At 48.6% G+C, this 23,406-nt stretch carries 13 protein-coding genes and 1 pseudogene; all 14 read left to right on the top strand.

Annotated features, from left to right (window positions below):
* The first annotated feature begins 47 nt into the window (after positions 1-47).
* Entirely contained in the window at positions 48-1,559 is a 1,512-nt protein-coding gene (locus NC796_RS20835; RefSeq protein ID WP_310687408.1) for a RagB/SusD family nutrient uptake outer membrane protein, read from the top strand.
* A gap of 179 nt (positions 1,560-1,738) precedes the next feature.
* The gene (locus tag NC796_RS20830) at positions 1,739-5,128 is read left to right on the top strand and encodes a VCBS repeat-containing protein (protein ID WP_310687406.1); all 3,390 of its coding nucleotides are present in this window, start codon (positions 1,739-1,741) and stop codon (positions 5,126-5,128) included.
* A 469-nt stretch (positions 5,129-5,597) separates the two neighbouring features.
* Entirely contained in the window at positions 5,598-6,704 is a 1,107-nt protein-coding gene (locus NC796_RS20825) for a FecR domain-containing protein (protein ID WP_310687404.1), read from the top strand.
* 35 nt (positions 6,705-6,739) lie between these two features.
* Positions 6,740-10,177 carry a TonB-dependent receptor gene (locus tag NC796_RS20820; protein WP_310687403.1) on the top strand — a complete coding sequence of 1,146 codons (3,438 nt, stop codon included), beginning with the start codon at positions 6,740-6,742 and terminating at the stop codon, positions 10,175-10,177.
* A 9-nt stretch (positions 10,178-10,186) separates the two neighbouring features.
* Positions 10,187-11,671 carry a RagB/SusD family nutrient uptake outer membrane protein gene (locus NC796_RS20815; protein ID WP_310687401.1) on the top strand — a complete coding sequence of 495 codons (1,485 nt, stop codon included), beginning with the start codon at positions 10,187-10,189 and terminating at the stop codon, positions 11,669-11,671.
* Positions 11,672-11,782: 111 nt separating this feature from the next.
* A complete protein-coding gene (locus NC796_RS20810) occupies positions 11,783-12,730 on the top strand; it encodes a hypothetical protein (protein ID WP_310687399.1) in 948 nt (315 codons plus the stop codon).
* 42 nt (positions 12,731-12,772) lie between these two features.
* Positions 12,773-14,197 carry a mandelate racemase/muconate lactonizing enzyme family protein gene (locus tag NC796_RS20805; RefSeq protein WP_310687397.1) on the top strand — a complete coding sequence of 475 codons (1,425 nt, stop codon included), beginning with the start codon at positions 12,773-12,775 and terminating at the stop codon, positions 14,195-14,197.
* Positions 14,198-14,326: 129 nt separating this feature from the next.
* A complete protein-coding gene (locus NC796_RS20800; protein WP_310687396.1) occupies positions 14,327-15,487 on the top strand; it encodes a bile acid:sodium symporter family protein in 1,161 nt (386 codons plus the stop codon).
* A 168-nt stretch (positions 15,488-15,655) separates the two neighbouring features.
* Entirely contained in the window at positions 15,656-17,053 is a 1,398-nt protein-coding gene (locus NC796_RS20795; RefSeq protein ID WP_310687395.1) for a mandelate racemase/muconate lactonizing enzyme family protein, read from the top strand.
* Positions 17,054-17,256: 203 nt separating this feature from the next.
* The gene (locus tag NC796_RS20790) at positions 17,257-18,552 is read left to right on the top strand and encodes an AGE family epimerase/isomerase (RefSeq protein ID WP_310687393.1); all 1,296 of its coding nucleotides are present in this window, start codon (positions 17,257-17,259) and stop codon (positions 18,550-18,552) included.
* Between the two features lie 36 nt (positions 18,553-18,588).
* Complete coding sequence (locus tag NC796_RS20785; RefSeq protein WP_310687392.1) at positions 18,589-20,802, top strand: PQQ-binding-like beta-propeller repeat protein; 2,214 nt, start codon at positions 18,589-18,591, stop codon at positions 20,800-20,802.
* A gap of 44 nt (positions 20,803-20,846) precedes the next feature.
* Positions 20,847-21,815 (top strand): SMP-30/gluconolactonase/LRE family protein, encoded by a 969-nt coding sequence (locus NC796_RS20780; RefSeq protein ID WP_310687390.1) that lies wholly within the window; start codon positions 20,847-20,849, stop codon positions 21,813-21,815.
* Positions 21,816-21,871: 56 nt separating this feature from the next.
* Positions 21,872-23,068 (top strand): carbohydrate-binding family 9-like protein, encoded by a 1,197-nt coding sequence (locus tag NC796_RS20775; RefSeq protein WP_310687389.1) that lies wholly within the window; start codon positions 21,872-21,874, stop codon positions 23,066-23,068.
* A gap of 114 nt (positions 23,069-23,182) precedes the next feature.
* Positions 23,183-23,406 (top strand): annotated as a pseudogene (locus NC796_RS20770) (RraA family protein); the annotation flags it as partial.

The raw sequence follows: 23,406 nt of genomic DNA, 5'->3' as shown, positions 1-23,406 counted from the left end.
GAACCCGGATCACTAAATGAAATTCAATATTTAAAGAATAGGTAATTATGAAGAGAATAATATTAATAACGCTTTCATTGTGTATGACAGCTCTCATTTATGTGGGCTGTACGGACAGCTTCTTGCAGAAGTCTGACAGTAACAGCGTCAACTCCGACACGTTCTACCAGACAGAAGCCCAGGCTCTTGCATCTGTCAATTCCGCCTATGCTATGTTGCAGGCGCACGGGTTGTGGGGACGCAGCATTTTCTTCCTGTTTGATTTTGCCGGCCAGGAAGTGGGAACCACCGGCAACACCCAAGGGCCACCACTCGAACTCCTGAATCATACCTACGGGGCCTCCGGGAATACCCACGTCACAACTCCTTGGAGCAACCTCTACAACATGATTTCCAAAGCCAACTCCACGATCCTCAATGTTGGTGAAATGGAGGATATCGATTCGGGAACCAGGGATCGTATTGTGGCTGAAGCCCAATTTCTGCGTGGGCTCGGGTATTTCTACATTAATGCCATATACGGCGGAGGTCCACTGAGAACGGTTGAGAATCTCGAAGAACTCAACACCCCCCGGGCTTCCAAGGCAGAAATCTGGGACCAGGTAGAAAGTGATCTCAGTGCCGCAGCTGGTGTACTTCCGCAAAAGGGAGGGTACCCTGACGGGCAGGAAGGCCGTGCAACTTCCGGGGCCGCTTACGCACTGCTTGGTAAAGCTCATCTCTACCAGGAAGAGTATGGTGATGCAGAAAGTGCCTTTCAGCAGGTGATGAATCAGGGCGTATATGACTTGGAGCGGGCCAGCGACTATGGTGGAAATACTGTAGAAAATGCTGTAACCGCGATGCGCTGGAACCACCATCCGGATGAAAACAACAACCAGGAGGCTGTGTTTGAAGTACAGTTTAAATCCGGAACCGGTTTTGGATGGAGCACCGATGGAACCGGGAGGAATGAAACCTCCATTCGTCCGCAGGAATACGGCGTTGACGGATTCGCATTCTATAATTCCGTACCGGCACAGGATCTGATTGATGCATACAATCCCGATGACCCGAGATTAGAGGCGTTTTACTTTGGTCCCAACAGTACGTATCGAGGCGAACCCTATGATTTTGCTGGCAAAGGCTGGGCCTGGAAGAAGTATCAGAAAACGGATGAGGCTGAAAACAGTGAGTCCAACGCTAATATGGACGTCATTCGCTATGCAGATGTGATGCTGATGATGGCTGAAGCTAAGATCATGCAGGGCGGAGCTAAGGTTTCAGAAGGAATCGAGTTGATAAATCAAATTCGAAGAAGAGCTGATCCCACTGGCAACATTCTGGCTGATCGGAATACCGGTGCCAGCCAGTCGCAAGCCTTCGATTGGTTGGTTCTGGAGCGTCGTTTGGAGCTGTCCGGTGAACAGACTCGTTTCTTGGACATGGTTCGATGGGGAATGGCGGCCGATGCATGGAGTTCGTTCCAGGAGGGCAAGCACGAAGTGTTCCCTATCCCCCAGAGCGAAATCAACGCAAACACCGAAATGACGGAAGATGATCAAAATCCCGGTTACTAGTATTTAGCCGGATTATATAGAATCTAGCCCACACCAAATAGGGAATGCGGGACCGGGAACTGTTTTCCTGGTCCCCATTCTCTATATTTTTATTCAAAGTATTATAAACTTCATATATCCGATACGTGTCACAAATCGTATATTTCGCATATCAATCTGTTATAAAAGGATTTATTTAGATGAGAATATTGAACAGGTTCACCACTCTTTTTCTGCCTATGGTGCTGTTACTTGCTGGTTGTAGCCTGTTTACCAGCGAATCTACCGACCCGTTATTCAAACGCCTGGACTCCTCTCAAACCGGGGTGGATTTTGTAAATGAGGTAACTTATGACATCAATTTTAACGTTATAAGCTTTCCCTACATCTATAACGGTGGGGGCGTAGCAGTGGGAGACATCAATAAAGATGGTCTGCCTGATTTGTACTTCACAGGAAATATGGTATCAAGTCGCCTCTACCTGAATGAGGGCGATATGAAATTCAAGGATATCACCCAATCTTCAAATACCGGTACCAGTAGATGGGCGCATGGTGTTTCGATGGTGGATATTAATGGTGATGGATACCTGGATATTTATGTTTCTATCTCGGGACCCGAGACAACGACCGCCGAACAACGAAAGAACAAGCTTTTTATAAACAACCAGGATCTGACATTTACTGAAAAGGCGGAAAAATTTGGCCTGGCTGATACCGGGTACACCAGCCACACGGCATTTTTTGATTATGACAAGGATGGAGATCTGGATGCTTTCTTGATGAATAATTTTCCCGGCTCGTTTTCCCGTGACAGCCGCATGGGCAACAGGGAAGAAGTGAACGACGGTACGGCCAAGAGTACGGATGCCCTGTACCAAAATAACGGCGATGGCACCTTTACCAATGTGACCGAAGAAGCGGGGATTACCAAAGAGGGGTATAGCCTGGGTGTGGCTGTCAATGATTATAACCGTGATGGCTGGCCCGACATTTATGTCTCCAATGATATTCAGAGCGACGACCTGCTCTATGTGAACAACAGGGATGGAACATTTACTGACAAGGCAGCTGACTATTTTAAACACACCAGTTACGCCGGTATGGGGACCGATGCCGCCGATTTCAATAACGACGGCTGGACCGATATTCTGCAGGTGGACATGATGCCCCCATCGCTGGAAGATCAACAAACCGTTACCGGTGCTTCCAATTACGAGCACTACCAGGAGTTGCGGGATCTCGGGTATATGCCCCAATACCCGCTTAATACTATGCAGCTTAGCAACGGGGTCGATAAAGAGGGAAATGTGAAGTTTAGTGAAATAGCCCAACTCAGCGGCGTTGGATACACCGACTGGAGCTGGAGCGCTCTTTTTGGGGATTATGACAGTGATGGACTCAAGGACGTGCTGGTCACCAATGGATATCCCAAAAATGTGAATAACTACGATTATATCATCGATTTGAACCGTTCGATTATGTTCGGAGGGGATGATGCCCATGCTCAAACAAAGTTGAATAAGCTGAATGAGCTCGATTCCATTATGGTGGCCAACTACCTCTTCAAGAATGGGGGCGACCTGACATTTAGTGACCAGTCGAAGCCGTGGGGATTCGACGAGCCCTCCTTGACATATGGTGCCGTTTATGCGGACCTCGACAACGATATGGACCTGGACCTAGTCATGAATAACACCAATCACGAGGCATTTCTCTATGAAAATCGGGCCGATACCCTGAACAAAACGAACCACAACCTGTTTGTGGCACTTAGAGGGGATTCCCTGAATACCTACGGTGTTGGAGCAGAAGTCATGATCTCGGCCGATGGTCAAAAACAGTATGCCTACATGTCGCCATACCGTGGTTACCAGTCTTCCGTGGAGCCGCGGCTTCATTTTGGATTAGGCAGCAGTGCCCAGGTAGATACTTTAAAGGTGACGTGGCCCGACGATCGTTACCAGGTGTTGACTAACATTACAAGTGGGCAACAGATAACTCTGCGTTATGAAGATGCAGAGCAGCGAATCTCACGAGAAGGCTACGACATTGCTCAAAAATATTTTTCCAGTGTGAACCCGAAAAAAATGAATGTGGGCTACAAACACCAGGAAAACGAATACAATGACTTCCAAAAAGAGCCGCTCCTGCCCAATATGCTTTCCCGTCTGGGCCCTGGAATGGCCGTTGCGGATGTAAATGGGGATGGTAGGGAGGATTTTTATATCGGAGGGGCAGCCGGTTCTGCCGGCGCGCTGTACCTGCAACAGCCTGATGGAACGTTCAGGAGATCGACGGAGAATCAGCCCTGGCAGGAAGATCGTGATTTTGAGGATGTAGCCGCCACTTTTTTCGATGCCAATGGGGATGGCAATATGGATCTCTACGTCGTAAGCGGGGGCAACGAGTTTTCTCCTGTCTCCGAGCTGCTGCAGGACCGCCTCTACCTGAATACCGGGGGCGGGCAATTCATTCGGTCACGGGACGCCCTTCCAAACCTGATGACTAGCGGCTCATCCGTTCAGCCCGCTGACTACGACGGTGACGGCGACCAGGATCTTTTCGTTGGAGGGAGGTTGGTGCCGGGGCAATATCCAACGCCAGCCAACAGCTTTATCCTCCGCAATGATGGCGGAACATTTACAGATGTAACACAACAGGTGGCGCCCGCCCTTCGAGAGTTCGGGCAGGTTACAGATGCCGAGTGGATAGATCTTGATCAAGACGGTCGGCTGGATTTGGTAACCACCGGCGTTTGGATGCCGGTGACGTTTCTGCGAAATACCGGGGGCACATTTGAAAATGTAACCGAGACCGCAAGTGGAAACCACACCGGTTGGTGGTACAGCCTGAGCAAGGCAGATTTTGACGGGGACGGTGATCAGGATCTCGTGGCCGGGAATATCGGCCTGAACAGCAACTACAAGACCAGGAAAGAGGACCCGATTGAGGTGTATGCCGGTGATTTTGATGGCAACCGCGCCCTTGATGCGGTGCTTACCGTGGAAAAGAACGGGGAATCCTATCCACTGGTGGGGATGCGTGCCATGGGCAACCAGCTGTCGAGACCCATGCGCAGGTTCCAGACCTTCGGCAGTTATGCACGGGCAAGCCTGGGTGATATTGTGGGACAGGAAAAACTTAGTGAGGCTCTATACTACAAGGCCGATTACTTTGCCAGCTCATACATTGAGAACAACGGGGACGGAACGTTCAGTTTTACCGCTTTGCCCAACCTTGCTCAGATTTCCCCGGTAAATGATATCATACCTCGGGATGTAAATGGGGATCAACAGCTGGACATAATAATAGCCGGAAATTTCTATAACTCGGCTCCCGGGACGGCAAGAAATGATGCCGGCAACGGGTTGGTGTTGCTCGGGGATGGAACCGGAAGCTTTGAACCCGTGTCACCATTTGAAAGTGGATTTATGGCGCCGGGCAATGTGAAAGATCTGGCCACAATTACAACGGCAAATGCCACGCTCATTTTGGTAGCAAATAACAGTGACTCTCTTCAGGTGATAAGGCTACTATCGCCCAGTGGTGTTAACTCATATTCAAAGGTGTTGGAAGATAATGATTAGTTATTGTCAAATTACCCCGTTTAGGTTTTACAATTGCTTCGTTATTTTAGTCGATAGTTTTGTGTTGAATATCACAGGGAAATATAGCTTTTATTAAAATCTTTGATTCCAGGGTACCGGGGTACCATTGCACCTGCTCTTGATACATTGAGGCGTCGGATATAATTACTAGCAGACACCCTTGTTGTGGTCCTGAGGAGACTAGTGGGCTGGACATGGGCAGTTTTATGACCCGCTTTTCGAGCTGTGAATTCCGAACCTCCAAAATCTTCTGGCGAATAGGCATTTAATAAATTTTACAATTCATTCTCCTTTTTAACCGTAAAGAGAGTTGAGAAGTGTCATGGTATAGAGATGCCTAAACGTATTATAATCTGAAGGTGATGGAAAGAAATTAGAAAATGAAAGCTAAAATATGTTCCTTTTGCAATGAAAATAAACTGCCACTTATTTTTTGGTAAGATTTTAAATGATGAAAGATTATTCGAATTTAGAAAAATTATTACTTCGCTATATAAAAGGTGATTGTTCTGCAGACGAAATAAGAAATGTGGAGAGATGGATCCAGGAAGATCCAGACGTCGAGGATGAGTACGAGAGCTTAAAGGAGGCGTGGGAAATTTCCGGAGAGTTCGGTTTCAATTCTAACAAGCCAAAGAGCTGGGAAAATATATCCCAGAGAATAACAGAACATGAGGAGGCGGAGACCCCTATATATGAGCTTAATTTTTCCGGTGGAAGTGGGAGCAGAAAGAAGAAGTCTCGTTCTCCCCATTGGCTATACCAGTACCGCTGGCATATTGGTGCTGTTGCTGCGCTTTTGGTTATGGGAATTGTCTCGTATTTCGTTTTCCCCTCCCAGATAAATTATTTATTGAATGGTCCCAACCCGGTAATGCGGGAGATCGCAACCCAGCCGGGAGAACAGGTAAATGTCACGTTTAGTGACGGTACGAATGTGAGACTCAACGCAGCAAGTATTATTCGGCTGCCTGAAGAGTTTGCGGGCAAAGTCCGGGAAGTGGAACTTGTGAAGGGAGAAGCTTACTTCGAGGTTACTTCAATGCCGGACAGGCCTTTTCTCGTGCATACCCCACGGGCCGATGTAGAAGTGTTGGGTACTAAGTTCAATATCAATGCTTATCCAAATAATAAAAAGATACAGGTGATTGTGGCGGAGGGGAAAGTGGCCGTACGCTCACCAGAAAACCAGAACGCTGAATCACCTGGTAATTCGGAACAAGAGGTGCTGTTAACCCGGGGAGAGGTAACAGAGGTTGATGAGTATGGAATGCCCAGCCAGCCTAAAAATATAAATATTGATTCTCACCTGGGGTGGATTGATGGTGTTATGATATTTGATAACAGTCCGCTGGATCAGGTGCTGACCAAACTAAGCAATTATTATGGTGTGACATTTGAGATATCCGATTCTACATTGCAGGAAAGAAAGCTAACGGCAAAGTTTCACGATGAGTCGCTTGCCAGGGTGTTGGAAATTGCTATGTATTCTCTTGATATCAAATATACACAAAACGGTGAAAAAATAATTTTAAAGCCAGAAATGGAAAAATAATCGTGCTAGGGTGATCCCGGGGCCGGAAGTATGAAATGAAACTTCCCAAGTACTTTTTAAAAATACTGCAGTTGTCGGTGTTGGCCGTTTGTCTGGCTTTCCCAGTTACCGGTTCTTTTGCTCAAGAAACTGAGTCTGCGCCGGGAGAGGGTGACGATGTTACGAGAATTGAGCCGAACTCACCTGAATTCATGCAGGTAAGCGTGAGCCTGCAGTTAAAAGAAGTCCCCCTGCGCGTGATACTAAATGAGCTCGAAAAACAGGCGGACGTTTTTTTCTCGTACAGGGATAAATTATGGGATGACAAGCAGCTGTTTGCGGCCAATTTTGAGAATATTTCGCTTGGCCAGGCACTGCGGATTATCCTGGAAAATAGGGGGATTGATATTGTACCGTTAAGCGGCAGATATATCGTGTTAAAGGAAAAAAATAAGCATAGGGCAGGAGAAGGGGAAGCCGTAGTCACTGGCCAGGTGATTGATGCGAATACCGGCCGCAAGCTTATTGGTGCAAATGTTACAATCATTGGAGGCCAAGAGGGAACCTCAACCAATGCCGAAGGACGTTTTATAATTTCAGAGCTTGATCCAGCAGGCTATACCCTTTCGGTTTCCTACCTGGGGTATGCCGAAATAAAAAAGAAGGTAGTAGCACGAGCGGGTGATACCACCGATGTAAACTTTCATCTGCAGCCGGAGCCCATGCCGATGGATGAGCTGGTTGTTGTCGGGTACGGCGTGCAGTCACGATCGGATGTTACCGGATCAATAGCCTCGGTCGATGCGGATGAGATCGTCAGCGTGACTCCCGACGGGGTGCAAGAGGCCCTGCAGGGACGGGCCGCCGGTGTGCTGGTAACAAGCAGTACAGGACAACCCGGTGCCCCGGTTGACATCAATATTCGCGGGATATCCACATTTGGTAACAACAGCCCGATGTTTGTGATCGATGGCGTACCGGTAGTCAATAGCGGTGGGGGGACAATAAACCCGATGGCGACATTGAATCCCGAAAATATTGAGTCCGTGGAGATTTTGAAAGATGCATCCGCCTCGGCAATATATGGAGCACGAGCCGCCAATGGTGTGGTAATAGTGACGACAAAAAGTGGGCAGCCCGGGGAAACCGAAGTCTCGTTTCACACTTACCGAGGGATATCACGAGTCAACAACACGATAGATATGATGAATTCCCGGCAGTACACGGCCTATGCCCGCGACGCCTACCAGGCCGTTGAACGCAGCATGCCGATTTCACTGCAGGAGCCACTACTTTCAGAGAACTTAAAACAGGATACCGATTGGCAGAAGGCCGCTTTTGACCGTGCTTCCATTCAGAACTATACGTTTACAATTTCCGGTGGTAATGAAAATAACAGGTATGCTTTTACGGGCGGTTACTACAATAAAGAGGGCACCATGCCCAGCAGCGGTTTTGAACGGTATTCGGCCCGGATTAATACTGATTTTACGATTGCTGATCGATTTAGAGTGGGAGAATCCATAGAGTTTAGTCGGGGTATATGGACCGGCACATTTAATCCTTCGACGGATATCATGCAGGAACTACTCCAGCAGTCGCCAACCGTTCCGGTCTATAACCCCGATAACCTGGGCGGTTTTGCCGGCCCCACCATTGAAAGGAGCCCGGTGAACAGATCGAACCAGGTGGGCGTGTTGACGCTGGTTGAGGATGAGACGGTACAGAACAGAATATTGGGTCGGGTATTTGCTGAATACGAGTTTCTTCCCGGGCTTTCATATCGGCTGAATGTAGGTGGGAATATCCTCTATGACGAATCGAAAAATTTCATACCACGCTATGAAATGGGAAATCGAAGCAATAACAAAGCAACGCTCACAGAAAACAGGCGGTCCGAAAATACATTTCTTATTGAAAACACTCTGACCTATCAGCAATCGTTCGCAAATAAGCATGATATTAAAATATTGGCCGGCTATACGCAGCAGAATGCCTGGCTCAGGAATATGACCGGTGTTATTGACGAGTTTCCTAATAACGAAGTAAGGACCATCTCCGCGGGATTTGGACAAACTAATCTCAGTGGAGATGAATCCGGTTGGGCACTCCGTTCGCAAATTGGTCGGGTCAATTATACGTACGACGACAAATACAGTGTGATGGCATCGATCAGGCGCGACGGGACATCACGGTTCGGGGAAAAAAACAGGTATGGCATTTTCCCGGCTATCTCTGCCAGCTGGCTTATAACAGGAGAGCCGTTTATGGATATCAGTTGGCTTTCCTACTTCAAACTCAGGGCCAGCTGGGGAGAGGTAGGCAACCAGGAGATCAGTGATTTTGCCTCATATACTACGATAGAACCGGGAGCACGGTATATATTAGGAGAAGACCAGGAGCTGGTGCCGGGAGCTACTCATCTGGAACTCGGCAGTTCCGATCTCAAATGGGAGACAACGACCCAGGTCGATGTCGGGCTGGACCTGATGCTGCTAAATGACAAACTTTCTTTTGTCTTCGACTACTACTGGAAAGATACCCGCGATATGCTGATTCGACTGCCAGTTCACACCACCTCGGGCATACGCAGAAATAATGGTCCGTTTCAGAATGCCGGTTCGGTTATCAATTCCGGCATCGAGGTTACAGCGGAATTCCGGGATAATATCGGGGCGTTCGACTACAGGCTTTCCGGAAATTTCTCAACGTTCCAGAATGAGGTTACGGAACTGGGCAGTGGAGAACCGGTGATAGCGCAGGTGGAAAGCGATCCCAACTATGCGACAACCATTACCAGGGAGGGTGGCCAGGTAGGCCTGTTTTATGGTTATGTGATGGAGGGAATCTTCAGAGACCAGGCGGATGTGCAAAGTCACGCCACTCAGCCGGGCGCTGCACCTGGTGATGTCAAGTTTAAAGATCTCAATAACGACGGTTCCGTAGATGCCAAAGACCAGACAGTGATCGGGAGCCCGTTTCCCGATTTTTATTACGGCTTTAACTTCAACCTGGCATACAAAAATTTTGACCTGGGAGTTTTCTTGCAGGGTGTGCAGGGACATGAGATATTCAATCTCGTCTGGGCGGGAATTAACGATGGGGAAGGTGATAATAACGCCACGACGACGATGCTGGATCGATGGACGCCAAACAATCGTGATACCGATGTGCCAAGAGCGGTCAACGGAGATCCCAACAGAAATTTTCGGCCGTCAACACGGTTTATTGGGGATGGATCGTACCTGAGGATCAAAAATATTCAACTCGGCTACAGCCTGGGTCCCTCACTTTTGGAAAGAATTAACCTGTCGAGTGCACGCCTGTACATAGCCGCTAAAAATCTTCACACTTTTACGGGATACCGCTCTTACAATCCAGAGGTGGGTACGCTCTCTTCCGGAATACGGAGTTCCCTGACCAGGGGTATTGATTTTGGGACCTATCCCATTCCAATGTCAATCCACGGCGGACTACAGGTAAGCTTTAATTAACGAGTAGTTATGATTAAACAAGGAAAATATATCGCTCTCTTTCTATGTGCGGTGCTGCTTTGCACGAGCTGTGGCGACGAATTCCTTGAGATAGAGCCTCCCGGATCATTGACAACCGGTACGTTTTACGAGACTGAAGCGGATGCTATTTCAGGCATTAATTCCGCATACGCCTCTCTGCAGACAGCAAGTATGTATAGCGAAAACTATCCCAAAGCCGTTGAGGCTGGGACGGATGACGTGATACTGCACAATGCTACGGCGCTCTCACTCGATTCCTGGACATTTGCCGCCGATGTGAATCCAATCGACCTGATATGGCAGGCGTGCTACGAGGGGATTTTCCGAAGTAACCTGGTACGGCAACAAATTCCGAGTATTGAGATGGCCGATCCCCTCAGGGATCGCATTTTGGGAGAAGCTCTTTTCTTGCGCGCCCTCTTCTACTGGCACTTAACCACCTTGTTCGGAGATGTACCACTCATAAAACAGGCCGACACAGAAAACCTGGAAAGATCATTAAAGCCGAAAAGCACACAGCAGGAAATCTACCAGTTTATGATTGGGAATTTTAAAAAAGCTTCCAGTTTGCTGCCGTTGCGATCAGAGTACGGGCCAGAAAATCTAGGACGAGCTACCAAAGGTGCGGCGCTGGCTTTGCTCGGGAAAGTGTATTTATATGACGAAAAATATGGGCTGGCAGAAACCTATTTTGACAGCGTCATTACCTCTGGACAATACCAGTTAATTGACGATTACAGCAAACTTTGGGTCGAAGACAATAACGGAGAATCGATTTTTGAGGTGCAGTATCGGGATGTAGGCGGTAATGCCTGGGCGACCCAGGACGCGGCAACAAGTAACGAAGGAAATTTGCGTCTCTACCTGAACCTACCACAAGGGAGAGGAGGATTTGCAAACCTTTTACCCACCCAGGATCTTGTTGATGAATTTGAAAGTCATGACGGACCCACGGCCATCGATGGGAAAGATCCACGGCTTTTCTATAACATATTCAGGCAAGGCGATCCTTATGACGAGATTGACCCGGTATACGATGAGAGCTGGACCCCTACAGGCTATGCAATGAAGAAGGGAATGCTCCCGATCCATAGAAATGAAGAAGCAAATTCCAGGAATGTAGTGCTAATTCGTTTCGCAGACGTATTACTTATGGCGGCGGAGGCTGCCAACGCCAATGGAAAACAAAATAAAGCGGTCGATTTGATTAACAGGGTGCGCCACCGCGTGGGAATGCCCGATCTTCCAACGGCAGAATATCCGGTTGGGAACAGCCAGCAGATATTTCGGGCAATTGTCCACGAGCGAAGGGTGGAACTGGCTTTTGAATACCACCGCTTGAATGATTTACGGAGATGGGAACTGGCAGATGAAGAACTGGAAGGATTTGAATTCCCCAAACATCAATATTTCCCGATTCCCCAGTCTGAACTGTATGTGAATTCGGAGCTGGAACAGAATCCGAATTATTAATGGAGGACAACAAAAGGACGGCGACATTTAACCCGGGATTTACAACCTATTACAACGTAATCACAACCTAGACAAATGATCAATACGAACACAAAACCAGAGGATATAATTATGAAATCCCTTAAATATAGCGTGATGCTGCTGGCAGTTTTTTGCTTTTGCCTGCAGGAAACTTTGAAAGCTCAAACCATATCCAGGCAACAACTCACTGCGATGACTTCCGAGTGGGATGGGGAACGATACCCCGATGGACGCCCTAAAGTGCCCGCAGATGTCTTAGAACGCATGGAGCATGTATCTGTGGAAGAGGCATGGGGAACTCTAAGAAGATATGATTATCACAACCAGTTTGTCGGAGGCCCATGGAAAGTTCTCAAACCTGGTGAGGCGATGGTTGGAAGAGCATTGACGGCCACCTACTACCCGGCGCGTCCCGGTGTTGAGAAATTTATTTCGGAGAACCAAAAAAAGGCGGGACACACCGGACCGACCAATACCTGGCCCATCGACAAACTTGAGCAGGGCGATCTGTACGTAGCCAACGGTTTTGGAAAAATAAAAGACGGGACGCTGATCGGTGATCGCCTGGGTAACACTATTTACGCCAACTCAGGAAATGGAGTCGTTTTTGATGGATCATCCAGGGATCGCGAAGGACTATCAGAAATTGAGGGTTTCAATGCCTTTGTACGAGACTGGCATCCTTCTTTTATCCAGGAGATGATGCTGATTGGTCTGAATACCCCCACGCTGATCGGTGAAGTTACCGTGATGCCGGGAGATGTGGTGCTCGCTAAAGAAACAGGGGTCGTTTTTATTCCGGCGCACCTGGCAGAGACAGTGCTTGAACAATCTGAAAGAACGCGATTGCGAGATCGCTTCGCTCATATGCGTGTGCAGGATGGCACTTACACTGCGGGCCAGATGGATACCCAGTGGGCAGATGAGATACAGGAAGATTTTAGGAACTGGTTGAATTCAAATACTCAGCGCCTGAAGGATGAGCTCGGCGTTGGGCAGGAAACCATTGATGCCCTGCTTGAAGGTGAAGAAGAATAGTGTTGATGAAAACAGAATTTTAAAATATAACGGAAGAATAGAATGAGTGATAAAGGAAAAAATAAGAAGGGTGTAAACAGGCGGGATTTCATAAAAAAAGCGGGAATGGGGGGACTCGGTCTCGGCTCTCTTGTGATGGGACCCTATGAACACCAGATAGAGCATGCCACCTCCAAGGTGAACAGGAACTCCTCTCCTTCTGAGCTGGAGATCACCGACATGCGTATTGCCGAAGTGGGCGGTATCCCATTTCGCATTCCCATCATTCGAATCGACACAAATCAGGGGATCTCTGGTTATGGAGAAGTGCGTGACGACGGGGACCCACGTTATGCTCTAATGCTGAAGAGTCGTATTCTCGGGGAAAATCCCTGTAATGTAGAAAAGCTTTTTAAAATGATACGGCAGTTCGGGTTCCACGGTCGCCAGGGCGGCGGCGTGGCAGGTGTCGAAACTGCACTGTGGGACTTGGCCGGCAAAGCGTACGGCGTGCCGGTCTATCAGCTGCTGGGAGGAAAATATCGCGACAAAGTTCGCCTCTACGCCGATACCGCAGGGGCAAGAGATCCACAGGTATTTGCCAATCGAATGTTGGAAACTCGTGTCAAAAAAGGGTACACCGCACTAAAAATGGATATCGGCATTGGACTGGTAGACCAGATTGAAGGGGCTCTTGTTAATACTCACCACCATGCGCCGCAAGGCGAACGCGGGCTGCAGAGCCAGTATTCCGGAACGCCGGGTGAGTATGGGCAAATTGATCATCCCTTTACTCGCATCCAGATTACCGAAAAGGGTCTTGATGCTATCGAGGAGTATGTAAAAGTGATGCGCGATACCATCGGCTACGAAATACCGCTGGGTATCGACCATACCGGCCACTTCGATACCGACGAAGCGATCAAGCTGGCCCGCCGTCTGGAGCCTTACACACTTTCCTATATGGAAGATCTCGTCGCCTGGAAGTGGGTGGACAAGTGGAAAGAGATCACAACCTCAACGACAACTCCCACGGTTACCGGCGAAGATATCTTCGGACTGGAAGGGGGTTTTAAAGAGCTTATCGATAAGCAGGCGGTTAACATAGTGCACCCGGACCTTGGCTCAGCCGGTGGTATCCTGGAGACCAAACGGATTGGCGATTATGCCCAGCAGGGCGGTATTGGCTCGATGTTGCACTATGCCGGCTCCCCGATCGGGTTCTTCGGCTCGGTGCATGCCGCAGCGGCCACAGAGAATTTCCTGTGGCTGGAGCACCACTCGGTAGAAAACGATGCATGGTACAGCCTGATTTCTGACGACACCGTCGTATTTGATGAAGGCTACGTACCTGTTCCAGAAAAACCCGGGCTCGGATTTGAGCTGAATGAAGAGGCTATCAAAGAAAATCTTATTGATGGCGCCGGGTACTTTGAGCCTACCCCTGAATGGGATGAGCAGCGTTCATGGGATAGATTGTGGAGCTAAGGAGTTGAATCTGGAAGCGCAGTTTTGGATATCCAGCAATCCTGGATATCACTGCTGCCTTCCTCTTCCATATTTTGTAAAGTTAGATTTAACACTATCCACTAACATTAACGATTAAGTTTTAGATAGATGAATACAATCTACAAGAGTTTATTGTACCTGAGTTTATTTTGTTTGATTGCCGCCGGGGTGGCTGCGGCGGCCGGTTACGGGGCAACGGTCCTTGGGCCGCTGATCACCACCATGTTTGTGGCCCTGGCCATTGGTGTACGCGGGACCGAAACCATCTTTAAATCGTTTGCCTTTTCGCTGTGGATCTTTGCCTCGGTTTCCTTTGCGATGTTTTACCCGCAGTATATGACCACGTGGGGCGGTTATAACCTGAGTAACCTGATCGTTCCGTTGATCCAGCTGATTATGTTCGGGATGGGTACCCAGCTGAGCCTGAAAGATTTTGCCGGGGTTATGAAAAAACCCCGTGGGGTATTGGTGGGACTGGTTTGCCAGTTTTCCATCATGCCTATCGTTGGAATCAGCCTGGCGCTGTCGTTTGGTTTCCCCGCCGAGATTGCAGCTGGCGTCGTGCTGATTGGGTCGTGCCCGGGCGGGGTGGCATCCAACGTGATGGCCTTTATCGCCGAGGCCGACCTGGCCCTCTCAATAACTCTGACTGCAGTGGCAACCATGCTCTCTCCACTGGCCACCCCGTTTTTGATGCAGCTGCTGGCCGGCCAGTTTGTACCGATCGACGCGATCGGGATGATGCTGAGTATCCTGAACATGATCATCGCACCCATTGTGCTGGGGCTGCTGTTCAACCACTTCCTGCATGGTAAAATGAAGTGGCTCGACGATATTATGCCGGTGGTCTCGATGGTGGGTATCGCCTATATCATCGCCATTATTACCGCCGCCGGCCGCGACTCGTTGGTTTCCATCGGCTTGCTGTTGATTTTGGCAGCTATCATCCACAACGCCCTGGGCTATTTCTTTGGCTACTGGGGCGGGCGCCTGCTGGGCATGGATGAAAAATCCTGTCGCACTATCGCCCTTGAAGTTGGCATGCAGAACGGGGGGATGGCCTCCGGTCTGGCCCAGGAGATGGGCAAGATCGCTACAGTTGGACTGGCCCCTGCGGTGTTTGGCCCGTGGATGAACATCTCCGGGTCGACGTTGGCCAACTGGTGGCGCCGCCGGGCCCTGGTGGAAGATGAAGAGACGACCTCTGAGACCAGCAATCCTGCACAAGGTGCGGCTGCCGTCGGAGAGACCGGGCAGCCCGATGAATAGGAATTTGCTGACTATACAGTTGCAGATGATTGCAGTTGTATCGCTCAGGTTGCCGGTTGGAACGGTGCTTTTGAGCCAAAGTGATGGCTAGGTTTTAATGGAATTTATTGGTGCTGGCTAGATGAACGAAATTTAAAACCCAAAAAAATAGAGTGTAACGATATCACTATGAAGAATAACAAAAAGAAGAACGGTCGAAGAGACTTTCTAAAGAAGATGGGATTAGGTGGTCTCAGCATGGCCGGGATGACGCTGGCCCCGGTTGAGGACCAGGTTGCGTATGCATCTCAAAATGTAAACCGGAATTCCAATCCTACTGATCTTGAAATAACTGATATGCGGATTACCCGTGTGCTCAGGACACCCATCATCCGTATTTATACTAACCAGGGTATTGTGGGGCACGGCGATGTCCGTGACATCGGAGACTATCGATACACACTTATGCTTAAAAGCCGCATCCTGGGGCTGAATCCCTGCAATGTGGAGAAGATCTTCAAAATCATCAACCAGTTTGGCCACCATGGTCGGCAGGGTGGCGGTGTTTCCGGGGTGGAGACGGCACTTTGGGACCTGGCCGGTAAAGCATACGGCGTGCCGGTATACCAGATGCTGGGCGGTAAATATCGCGACAAAGTGCGGATTTATTGTGATACGACGATGTCAAAAGACCCCCAGGAATATGCCAAGCGTATGCAGGAGCGGGTAGATCGTGGGTACACCGCGCTAAAAATGGATATTGGTATTAGCCTGCTCGAGGATGTCCCCGGCGCGCTTGTTAATACCGAGCACTGGGAGAATAAACCCGGCGGCCTGAGCGGTTGGAACTCGATCCCCGGGAGTTATGCCAACACCGAGCACCCTTTTACCCGTGTGCAGATCACCGAAAAAGGAATCGATCGCCTGATGGAATACCTGGATGTCATGCGTTCACAGATCGGCTACGAAATTCCGATGGGTACCGACCACTGGGGACACTTTGGCGTCAATGAAGCGATTAAGCTGGCCCGTGCTGCCCAGCCCTACAATTTGGCGTATATGGAAGACGTGATTCCCTGGCACTACACAGACCAGTGGCGGGAGATTACCGAATCGTCGACAACTCCCACGCTTACAGGAGAAGATATCTATATGCTGGAAGGAGGTTTTAAAGATCTGATCGACAACCAGGCGGTCAACATTGTACATCCCGATCCCGTGGGTGCAGGGGGACTGCTGGAGACAAAGAAAATTGGCGACTATGCGCAGCAGCACGGCATCCCGATGCAGATGCACCACGCCTCATCACCAGTTTCCTTCTTGGGTTGTGTACACGCAGCGGCGGCGACAGAAAATTTTCTCTGGCTGGAGCACCACTTTGTAGACACCCCTTGGTATGACGATCTGGTTACCGGGGTTGAAAAACCGATTGTCCAGGACGGGTATGTCACCGTCCCCGAAAAACCGGGTATCGGGGTGGAACTGAATGAGGAGGTTGTCAAAGAGCATATGGATGAAGAGCTGGGTTTCTTTGAGCCGACGCCCGAATGGGATGAACAACGATCCTGGGATCGTCTCTGGAGCTAAATGGGTAGAACTTCCCATTAAAAAGAGATCGCGTTTTTTCCCAGAAAGTATCACCTATAGCCATTCATGGACACAGGCTAAAACGGTGTCCATGAGTCGGTTGTTTAAAGCTAGATTTTAACTTAGGGATTAATTTTATGTTTAAACGGTATAAGGGATGGGACATAAGTTTCAGTTTTTTATGTCTGGCACTCACATGTCTTTTGATTACTAACTGTCAGGATGTTTCGGAAGAGGCTGGGGATCAGCGACAAAAAATTGCCTCAGAGATAGACAGCGTACTGACCGACCAATACCAGCTTTGGTATCCACGAACGGTTGACAATGAGTATGGTGGATTTTTAAGTCGCTACTCACATGACTGGCAGCCTGTAGGTCCCCAGGATAAAATGATTGTTACACAGGCCCGCCATACCTGGACTGCTTCAAAAGTGGCCTATCGCGATTCATCCCAAAAAGGTTTTCTGAAATATGGCCGGCATGGATTCGATTTTTTAAGGAGGACGATGTGGGATGATGAACATGGCGGATTTTATACAACCGTTTCTCGCGAAGGGGATGTGCGAACCGAAGATGACGGCGTAATCCGAAAGGGACTGTATGGAAACGCTTTTGGAATTTATGGGTTGGCATCCTACTATCAGGCATCCGGCGATACTGCGGCCCTGGAGCTGGCAAAAAAAGCATTTCGCTGGTTGGATAACGGTTCACATGACAAAGAATACGGGGGCTACTTTAACAGCCTGACCCGCGAAGGACAGCCATACGATGAAGGCTACGCCAAAGATTACAACAGTGGGATCCACATCCTGGAAGCACTGGCTGAACTCTACCAGGTGTGGCCGGATGATACAGTGCGTGATCGCCTGTACGAAATGTTTATCGTCGTCCGGGATAGATTTACCACCGACAAAGGGTATATGAACCTCTATTTCAAACAAGATTGGACGCCCATCATTTATAAAGACTCATCTCGTGCGGTCCAGCAAGAGAATCTGGGTACAGATCACATCACTTTTGGCCATGATATTGAGGCTGCATTTTTGTTGCTCGAAGCTGCCCATGCGCTGGACTTTAGTGAAGATTCCGTTCTTACCCAGGCTAAGAAGATGGTAGATCACACTATTGAAAACGCGTGGGATGGGGAAGAAGGTGGATTTTACGACCGTGGTTATTATTTCCAGGGTGACCAACAGTTGACGGTGACCGATTCCTCAAAAGTATGGTGGGCCGAAGCGGAAGCCCTGCATTCGCTGCTTATTATGGCTGAGCACTTTCCCAATGATCCCAATTACGACTACTTCGATCTATTTGCCAAACAGTGGGACTACATTAAAACGTATCTCCTTGATCCGCAATATGGCGGTTGGTATGAAAGTGGTCTCGATGAGGACCCCGATATGAAAGAGGCACCGAAGGCAACCATCTGGAAAGGCAATTATCACACCATGCGGGCCCTTCTAAGATGTAAAGAGCTGTTAAAAAATATAGGTCACTAGCATAGTAATCGTATTTTGGTGGGAAAAAATATAAATATGGAAAAAATAGATTTTAGTTATTTGAGTTCAGTACAATCGATAACAGTTCGGCTTATTTACCAACTAAAGGGAGGCGGATTTTGGATCGTTTTTCTACTCTTATTACTTGGCTGTCAGTCTAAACCAGAGGGGAACGACTGGGAAGTATATAAAGCCGACACCTATAGTAGCAGTTATTCGTCGCTTGACCAGATCAATAAGGATAACGTAGACCAGCTTGAGGTGGCATGGACCTACCGGTCCGGGGATCTGGAAGAGGACGGTTATTCAACCATGGAGACCAATCCAATTATTGTTGATGATGTGCTTTACGGAGGCACACCTCGACTCAATGTTTTTGCGTTAGATGCCGAGACTGGCAAAGAGCTGTGGATGTATCAGCCGTTTCCTGAAGATCCTCCCCGTGGGTACATGCGAGGAGTTACTTATTGGGAGGAAGGCTCAGACAAAAGGATATTCTTTTCGGCTGGTTCCTACCTGTTTGCATTGAATGCAGAAACCGGGGAACTGGTCAAGGAGTTTGGTGACGGCGGCCGCGTGAATCTCAATGAAGGTCTGGGGCGTGATCCGAGCACTATCTCGGTTAAATCTCCCTCTCCGGGCATTATCTATAAAGACCTGATTATAATGGGTTCAGCCGTGGGAGAGGGCTATAATTCAGCTCCTGGTCATATTCGTGCATATAATGTGCGGACCGGCCGGCAGGAATGGATTTTTCATACCATTCCACAACCCGGGGAACTGGGATACGATACCTGGGAACAAACTAAAGGAAATCAAGAAATTGCAAAGGGGGGCGTTAACAATTGGGCTGGGATGAGCCTGGATCCCGAACGCGGCATGGTATTCGTCCCACTGGGATCACCGACATATGACTTCTATGGTGGTGATCGACCCGGCAAGAATTTATTCGGAAACTCATTGGTAGTACTTGATGCTTCCAGTGGTGAATATATCTGGCATTACCAGACTGTGCACCACGACCTGTGGGATTACGACTTGCCAGCTCCCCCCAATTTATTAACTGTAGAACAAAATGGGGAAGAGATTGATGCAGTTGCCCAGATTACAAAAACTGGGTTTACTTTTGTATTTAATCGGGAAACAGGAGAGCCATTGTTTGAGATAGAAGAGCGTCCAGTCCCGAAATCGAATTTTGAAAATGAGAACGCTTGGCCCACTCAGCCCCATCCAGTGGTACCAGAACCTTATATAAGGCAAAATTATACCAGGGATCAGGTCCCCACTTTAACAGCTGAAGCCCGTGATTCGGCACTGGCTCTTTTTGATAAATACCGGGCTGATGGCCTGTTTACGCCGGCTGATCCACGAGGGACACTTTATTACCCAAGTACTCAGAGTGGGGCCAATTGGGGCGGGGCGGCACACGATCCGAATTCAGGGATGCTTTACGTAAATGCCAATGAAGGTCCTGAGCTGCTATCTTTACAGAGGATAGAGCAGGAGACTCAAGCCAGCGGAAGTCTGTATGAAAGGGGAAAAGTGTTTTACCAGCGCAATTGTGCTACCTGTCATGGGGCCAACCGGGAGGGGATGCATCCGACCTATCCTGCTATTGCAAATGTTCAGGACCGGCTTACAAAAGAGGAGGTGCTCAATATTATTGAAAAAGGGGGCGGGCGCATGCCGGCGTTCACCAATATCACAGAAGTGCAAAAAGACGCCATTATCGCTTATTTATATAATGAAAAAGAAGGGACTATCGAAGAATCTAAACAAAACATAGATAAACAAGACAATGAGGGTGGCCGTTTTATAAACATAACGGCATATAGACGTCTCGAAGGTCCCAATGGACTGCCTGCCATTAAACCGCCTTGGGGAACACTCAACGCAATTAATATAAATACTGGAGAGATCGAATGGCGGATTCCGTTAGGAACACATCCCAAACTGGCTGATAAAGATATTCCTCCGACCGGCATGGAAAGCTGGGGTGGGCCTATTGTAACAGCCGGTGGACTGTTATTTATTGGAGCCACCAGGGATCACAAGTTTCGGGCTTTCGACAAAGATACCGGCGAACTAATCTGGGAAACTACTCTGCCAACCGGTGGTTTTGCCACACCTGCTACCTACATGGCTGGAGGCAAACAGTACATTGTTATTGCGGCCGGCGGTGGTCGTGGCACAAACCCTGGTGATTACTACGTAGCTTTTGTATTGCCGGATCAAGCAATAAGTGAATAATAAGATTATTGAGACATTTAATATTAAGAAAACAGGAAAAGACGATGAAATATATAAACAGTTCGACTGGCCTAATGATGGTGTTATTGCTAGTAGTTGCAGGATGCGGGAAGCAATCTTCAGAAGAAGCTGAACAACAAACCGGCGAAAGCAGTTCTGTAGTAGCTGAAGGAGCACGATTAACCTCAGTAACCGGCGATTATAACTTCGACACGGCGGGTTCTCCCTTGTACATGGATGGCAGCTATTATTTCACCAACAATAATTTCGAGCAGCCGGAACAGAGTAGAACTATGCGGAAATCGCCTTCCGGGCAGATCGATACGCTGAGGGTGGACAACGGGGTCACAACAACGCTGCAGGCCAGTGGAAACGGCACGATCTATGCCTGTGAAATGCTGGGGCACCGGGTGGTAGAGCTGAATACGGATGGAGAGGTGATCCGTGTAGTTGCCGATGAATACAACGGCACCCGCATCGACGGTCCCAATGATATTGTGGTGGATGATAAAGGCGGATTCTATTTCAGTGATTCCCAGTTTATTGCCGGTGGAGAAAAGATGCAGGAGACGCCCGCTGTCTATTACGTAAATGCTGAGGGTGAAGTGATTCGCGTGATCGATGATATCGAATTTCCAAACGGGATGGGTCTTTCTCCGGATGGATCTACGCTGTATGTTGCCAATACGCGGGGTTCTCACCTGCTCGCTTGTGATGTGAACAGTGACGGTACCGTAACAAATAAGCGCAATTTTGCCGAACTCCAGATTCCCGAGGGCGCCCAGGAGAGCGGTGCCGATGGTATGGCGGTTGATTCGCAGGGCAATGTGTATGTCGCCACGACGCAGGGCATCGGCGTACAGGTTTTTGATAACGAAGGAAATCACATCCAGAACATCTCGGCTCCCACCGCAACGAATAACGTCAGTTTCAGTGGGGAGCAGAACAACGTGATCCTGATAGCAGCCCAAGATGGAATCTACCAAATCCAGGGGAAACACGCGGGTAGTTAATAAGCAGGCTCGGCGCGTCAGGGGCTGGTAAGTTGTTTAAATTAGGAATACAGATCATGAAACGATTAATGCAAAATAAAAAACTGGGTGTTTGGAGAGCCAGCTTCTTTCGTAATTACTACAGTATTTTTGCATTGGTCATCTTCTGTGGATTTGTGGCTGGCCTTATACTGGGTTGTTCATCACAAAATACAGAAGGTTCTGAAGATAGCGTTGAGTGGGAAGAGTTCGCCAGTCCCCAAATTCCCTTTGATCCCAAAACCTATGTAATTTATAAAACGGATCAGCCGATCCAGGTTGATGGAACTATTGATGAGGAAATTTGGCAACGTGCTCACTGGACGGATGATTTTATGCCTATGGATGGTTCAGATGCTGAACCTAAACACCGAACGCGGGTTAAATTGCTGTGGGATGAGGATTACCTGTATGTGGCGGCGGAGTTGGAAGAAGATGACATCTGGGGGACGATGACCGAGCGAAATGCTCCGCTTTACCTGGACAATGCATTCGAAATTTTTGTTGATCCCAACGGTGATACCCATGATTACGTGGAATTTGAGATTAACGCCCTCGGCACAATATGGGACCTGTTCCTGACCAAACCCTATCGCAACGGGGCCCAGATATTGAGCAACTGGAACCTGTTGGACTACAAGTCGGCCGTAAGTTTGGATGGGGAGATCAATAACCCGGAAGATACTGACCAGGGATGGACTACCGAGTATGCCATCCCGATGGATGCCCTGCTGGAAGTGGCACCGGGAAGCCAATCAATTGCCTCCGGAGACCAGTGGAAAATGAATTTTGCCCGCGCACAGCGGCGATTGGAGGTGGCAGACGGGAAATATCAGCTGGAGCAGGATCCTAACACGGGTCGTCCCTATGGACCCGACTTCACCGTATGGTCTCCTCAAGGATTGAATAACATTCATTATCCCGAGATGTGGGGAACCGTTCAGTTTTCTGAACAAATTGCCGTCGAAGGAACGGAGAACTTTAACCGTGATCCGAATGAACGGGTGAAATGGGCTCTGCGCCAGGTGTATTATCGAATGCGAGAATATTATCTGAATCATGGTGTGTATACAGATGATGCTTCTACGCTGGGAATCGACGATATAAAGATTGAAGGATTGGAGTTTGATCCCAATATAGAAGTCACAACCACAATGTTTGAAGTCTCGACGTCGGGATTTGACGGGGAATCTGCCTGGCATATCCGGCAAGATGGGAAAGTCTGGAATAATTAAAACTGGGAGTTGGGTTTTTAACATTTAAAAAAAGTGTTTTATTAACACTATATTGTTTTTCTAAGGGGCAGGGGAAGATTCATAACTATAATTCATTTCTATATTCAAATTCTTATGATACAATTGAAATACTTGGTGTTTGTATTATTGCTACTCTTAGTCTCAGAACCGATAACGGCGCAAGAAGTCCAGCTATCTAGGCAGGAGGTAGTTGCCCTGACCCCGGAATGGGAAGGGGAACGCTATCCCGATGGACGCCCGAAAGTGCCGGAGGGCATCCTGCAACGGATGAAGAAGGTGACCATTGAGGAAGCCTGGGCTGTGCTGCGTGGAGAAAA

Origin of the sequence: Aliifodinibius sp. S!AR15-10 (assembly GCF_031569985.1) — a bacterium.
Classification (GTDB): domain Bacteria; phylum Bacteroidota; class Rhodothermia; order Balneolales; family Balneolaceae; genus JAMQKA01.
Note: the sequence above shows the minus strand (reverse complement) of the source record. Positions and strands in the feature narration are given on the sequence as shown.